General features: G+C 36.3%; 6 protein-coding genes and 1 pseudogene. All 7 read right to left on the bottom strand.

Annotated elements, in window-relative coordinates; genetic code table 11:
• Positions 1-298: 298 nt before the first annotated feature.
• On the bottom strand, positions 299-1,096 hold the full coding sequence (gene hypB / locus IQ228_RS21475) for a hydrogenase nickel incorporation protein HypB (protein ID WP_193964376.1): 798 nt from the start codon (positions 1,094-1,096) through the stop codon (positions 299-301).
• Positions 1,087-1,428: a hydrogenase maturation nickel metallochaperone HypA gene (hypA, locus tag IQ228_RS21470; RefSeq protein WP_193964374.1), complete on the bottom strand. Its 342-nt coding sequence runs from the start codon at positions 1,426-1,428 to the stop codon at positions 1,087-1,089. The genes hypB and hypA overlap by 10 nt, the downstream gene beginning before the upstream one ends.
• A gap of 62 nt (positions 1,429-1,490) precedes the next feature.
• Positions 1,491-2,585 carry a hydrogenase expression/formation protein HypE gene (gene hypE, locus IQ228_RS21465; protein WP_193964372.1) on the bottom strand — a complete coding sequence of 365 codons (1,095 nt, stop codon included), beginning with the start codon at positions 2,583-2,585 and terminating at the stop codon, positions 1,491-1,493.
• 68 nt (positions 2,586-2,653) lie between these two features.
• Complete coding sequence (locus IQ228_RS21460; RefSeq protein ID WP_168464984.1) at positions 2,654-2,869, bottom strand: 4-oxalocrotonate tautomerase family protein; 216 nt, start codon at positions 2,867-2,869, stop codon at positions 2,654-2,656.
• A 24-nt stretch (positions 2,870-2,893) separates the two neighbouring features.
• Complete coding sequence (gene hypD, locus IQ228_RS21455; RefSeq protein ID WP_193964371.1) at positions 2,894-4,045, bottom strand: hydrogenase formation protein HypD; 1,152 nt, start codon at positions 4,043-4,045, stop codon at positions 2,894-2,896.
• 49 nt (positions 4,046-4,094) lie between these two features.
• On the bottom strand, positions 4,095-4,343 hold the full coding sequence (locus tag IQ228_RS21450; protein WP_027401708.1) for a HypC/HybG/HupF family hydrogenase formation chaperone: 249 nt from the start codon (positions 4,341-4,343) through the stop codon (positions 4,095-4,097).
• A 58-nt stretch (positions 4,344-4,401) separates the two neighbouring features.
• Positions 4,402-4,735 (bottom strand): annotated as a pseudogene (locus IQ228_RS21445) (carbamoyltransferase HypF); the annotation flags it as partial.

The following is a 4,735-nucleotide window of genomic DNA, read 5'->3' as shown; positions in this document are numbered from 1 at the left end:
AGACAGGGTACATCTTAGCCCCCTCCCCGCAAGCGAGGAGGGGGCTAAGATGTACCTCATAAGAGCGGAAACCGCTGTAACTTCCAATCTGAATTTTATTTAGATATGCTTATTTATTACTTTTAAGGCGATTTTCTATTTCTGAAGGTGAAGTAAACTCTAAAAATAATTCAATTGCTTCTTTTAAATTATCTTTCGCTTCCTCAATACTGTATCCCTGACCTCTGTGTGGGAATGAATTATAGAAGGCTCTGCTTTTAATGATAGCAGAGGCAGAGCCTCTTGATAGCATTCCCAGTCAAAGTCTGGGAACGAGATAATTATACCAATCTTCCAACCCTTCCCCAGTAGTAGCAGAAACTTGGAAAATTTGTATTTTTGGGTTAACCTGTTTTGCATATTCAATACAGCGCTGAACATCAAATTGCAAATAGGGTAATAAATCAATTTTTGTCAAAATCATAATTTCACTATTGCGGAAAATATGGGGATATTTAATTGGTTTATCTTCTCCCTCTGTCACCGATAAAATTACAACTTTAGCAGCTTCTCCCAAGTCAAATAAAGCCGGACAAACTAAATTTCCGACATTTTCAATCATCACCACAGAATTAAGAGGAGGATTCAGTTCTTGTAAACCTCTTTCTATCATTGATGCGTCTAAATGACAGCCTGTACCCGTGTTGATTTGCACAACTTTACAACCTGTTTGTTTAATCTTTTCCGCATCATTAGTTGTTTCTTGATCACCTTCAATCACGCTAATAGATAATTTATCTTTTAAATCATTAATAGTCCGAGTTAATAATGTAGTTTTTCCTGCACCGGGAGAACTCATTAAATTCAAAGCCAGAATATTTCGACCTTTAAACCAGCCGCGATTTTGGGCAGCTAGTAAGTTATTCTTACTTAAGATTTCTTGTTCTAAAGATATGATTGTATTATGTATTTTAGCATGAATTTGGGGTGATTCTTCATGGTGATGAGAATGAGTAATTACAGTCCCATCTGCTAAAGTATGGGTATGATGATCTGCATCTTCCATGTTTGTAATTGTCGTTTGATTATTATCAGCACAACCACAAGTTACACACATAATTCCTCCACTTCAATTTCTTTGATTTTTAATTCTTGACCAGTGATTATATCTAATTGCACACTACCACATTCACAAATACCAAAAGGTTTATCTACATTAAAAGTTGTACCACATTGGCGACATTTAGCCATGCCAGGGATTTCTAAAATTTCTAATCTTGCCCCTTCTACTATTGTACCTTGGGCGCAAATATCAAAACAAAATTTAATTGCATCTGGCATAATTGCTGATAATTTGCCAATTTCTAATAATACTCTTTGAACTTTTTTATTTTGGGCGTTTTCGCTAACTATGGCGATGATGTTTTGGGTTATTCCTAGTTCGTGCATATACTTTTTTTTAAACGAACCACAGAGGCGCAGAGGACACAGAGGGAGGAAGAATGAGGTATTTAACAAATTCTGGGAAGTTGATCACCTACTAGCATATCTATTATTCTTTCTGCACCAAAAGCAGTTTTTAATAATACTATTCCTGATGGTGTGGGAATAATTTCACCAATAATAGATGCGTCTTTTCCTGTGGGATGATTTCGCATTGTTTCTAATATTAAATCGGCTTTTTCTGCTGGTGCAATTATAACTAATTTTCCTTCATTGGCTAAGTATAAGGGTTCTAATCCTAATATTTCACAAATTCCATTTACTTCTTCTCGAATTGGAATTGCATTTTCATTGATACGTATTCCTACGTTCGCTGTGAGGGCAAATTCATTTAATACTGTGGCTAAACCTCCTCTGGTTACGTCTCGCATGGCGTGAATTTGGGGACAAACTTTGATGATTTCGGCGACTAATTCATGTAATGGTTGACAGTCGCTTTCTATATCTGTTTCTAATGCTAATTCTCCTCTGGCAATTAATATTGCTGTGCCATGATTGCCAATTTCACCGTTTATAATTACTACGTCTCCCGGTTGAATGTTGCGAGGAGAAATATTAATTCCTGGGGGAATTATACCAATACCAGCAGTATTAATAAATAGTTTATCAGCACAACCACGATTAACAACTTTTGTGTCTCCTGTGACTATTTGCACTCCAGCTTTTTGGGCTGCTTTCTGCATACTGGCAACTACACGGCGTAATGTTTCTACTGGTAAACCTTCTTCTAAAATGACGCTACAGGTGAGATATAAAGGTTTTGCACCACTCACAGCTAAATCATTAATTGTGCCATTTATTGCTAGTTCTCCTATGTCTGAACCAGGGAAAAACAAGGGGTCCACTACATAAGAATCTGTAGTAAATGCTAGTCGCTTTCCATGTTGAGAAAGACTGGCTAAATCAAATGTGGCTTGGTCTTCTAATTGGGCAAGTATGGGATTATCAAAACTTTTTACAAATATATCATCTATTAAATCTCTCATGGCTTTACCACCACTACCATGAGATAAATTAATATGAGTATCTCTCACTTTTCCTTGACGACGACGGACTTGTTCGATTTTTTGAAAGAGTGAATTTTGATTAGGGTTAATTGGCATTTTAAAATTGCTTTGTAATTATATTCTTTTCATGTGGGACAGGCATCTTGCCTGTCATTGTTAATTAATTACCTACCTGTCTCTTCATGTCTACCATTGTGTTTATCGTAATGTAAAATCCCACCAACTGCCCAATCTTCCCGTTCAAATTCGTCAATATGTACGGTTATCCATTCGGGTTTTGTTCCTAAAGCAGAAACTAAAGCATCGGTTACAGCTTTAACTAATTTTCGCTTTTTTTCTATGGAGTGACCTTTACCAATTTGAACAGTGACAAAAGGCATATAATTTTCCTCAAATTGTGCAATTTAGATTGATAGCGATTGTGGAGATACACCTGATTTATCTCTTTTAGCCATAGTCGAAAGTCGCCCATATTTGTAATATGCTGCACAAGCACCTTCGGAAGAAACCATACAAGTCCCTATGGGTGTTTCTGGTGTGCAAGCTGTTCCAAATACTTTACATTGCCAAGGTTTTAAAACTCCTTTCAGAATTTCTCCACACTGACAAGCTTTATGATCTGCTACTTTTAAATTAGGAATGGTAAATTTAACTTCAGCATCAAATTGGGCATATTCTGCACGAATTTTAAAACCGGAATTGGGGATTTCTCCTAAACCTCGCCATGCAAATTTTTCACGGACTGTAAAAACTTGATTCATGGCTATTAATGCGTTTTGATTTCCCCTAGGTTCTACTAAACGATTATATTGATTTTCAACTTGACAACGATTTTCTACTATTTGTTTTAATAACATCCAAATTGATTGGAATATATCTAATGGTTCAAAGCCAGAAATAACGATGGGTTTATGATATTCTTGGGCAATAAATTCATAAGGTTCTGTTCCTATGACTATACTTACATGACCTGGTCCAACAAAACCATCAAGTTGTAAATCGGGGTTTTCTAATAATGCTTGTAAGGCGGGAATTACTAATACATGATTAGAAAACATACTGAAATTAGTAATATTTTCTGCGGCTGCTTGGAGAATGGTAAATGCGGTACTAGGGGCGGTGGTTTCAAAGCCTAAGCCAAAGAAGATGATTTCTTTATTGGGGTTTTCTTTGGCTATTTTCAGACTATCCAATGGTGAGTAAACCATGCGAATATCAGCACCTTGGGCTTTGGCTTGCAATAAGCTGGTTTTTGCGCCAGGTAGGCGCATTGCGTCGCCAAATGTGGTAAATATGATGTTGGGTAGTTGACAGAGTGCGATCGCATCATCTATTCTCCCTTTAGGCATGACGCAAACTGGACAACCAGGACCATGAATTAATTCTATATTATCGGGTAATATTTCTTCGATTCCATATTTAAAAATAGCATGGGTATGTCCTCCACATACTTCCATTATTTTTAAATGTCTGTCTATTTGTTGGCTGAGTTTGGTTATTTCTTGTTGTAATGCTTGGGCTTTTTCGGGGTTACGAAATTCATCTACATATTTCATATTTTGATTTCTCACGCAAAGGCGCAAAGACGCAAAGGAAGAGAGGTTTTTAAGTATAAGATTGGGCTATTTCTTGCAATAATTGTAATGTTTCTGCGGCTTCTTGTTCGTTGATTCTGTTCATGGCAAAACCGACGTGAACTAATACCCAATCTCCTATACATTTTTCTGGTGGGTGTTGTTCGTCAACTATACAGGCTATATTTATTTCTCTTTTGACTCCTCCAATATTAACCATAGCTAGTTTATGTTCGCGGTTGGTTATTTCTGTTATTTGTCCGGGTATTCCTAAACACATTTTAGTTTTCCTTTTTGAAGATTTATCTCACGCAGAGGCGCGGAGACAACAGAGGTTTTTATGTTATTTCTTTTAAGTATTTAGCGGCTGCGATTACGCTTTGTCCTAGTGATAATCCTCCATCATTTGTCGGTAATATACTGTGAGTTAATACGTTAATTTCTAATTTTTCTAATCGCTTTTTTACCTGTTGTAATAAAATTCGATTTTGAAATACTCCTCCTGTTAATACTACTTGGTGAAATTCCTGTTCTTGTCTAAGTTGTTTAACCATTGTTACAACAGTAATAGCTAAACTTTTATGAAATTTTGCAGCTATTTCTGATGAGGATATGTGCTGTTTAATATCATTGAGGATTTCTCGCCATGTTGGAGATGTATTTATATAATAA

This window comes from Dolichospermum sp. LEGE 00246, assembly GCF_015207865.1.
GTDB classification, from domain to species: domain Bacteria; phylum Cyanobacteriota; class Cyanobacteriia; order Cyanobacteriales; family Nostocaceae; genus Dolichospermum; species Dolichospermum heterosporum.
Note: the sequence above shows the minus strand (reverse complement) of the source record. Positions and strands in the feature narration are given on the sequence as shown.

Coding starts and splice junctions, on each gene's coding strand:
- hypB (WP_193964376.1), bottom strand. CDS start 1,096: ATGTGTGTAACTTGTGGTTGTGCTGATAATAATCAAACGACAATTACA.
- hypA (WP_193964374.1), bottom strand. CDS start 1,428: ATGCACGAACTAGGAATAACCCAAAACATCATCGCCATAGTTAGCGAA.
- hypE (WP_193964372.1), bottom strand. CDS start 2,585: ATGCCAATTAACCCTAATCAAAATTCACTCTTTCAAAAAATCGAACAA.
- IQ228_RS21460 (WP_168464984.1), bottom strand. CDS start 2,869: ATGCCTTTTGTCACTGTTCAAATTGGTAAAGGTCACTCCATAGAAAAA.
- hypD (WP_193964371.1), bottom strand. CDS start 4,045: ATGAAATATGTAGATGAATTTCGTAACCCCGAAAAAGCCCAAGCATTA.
- IQ228_RS21450 (WP_027401708.1), bottom strand. CDS start 4,343: ATGTGTTTAGGAATACCCGGACAAATAACAGAAATAACCAACCGCGAA.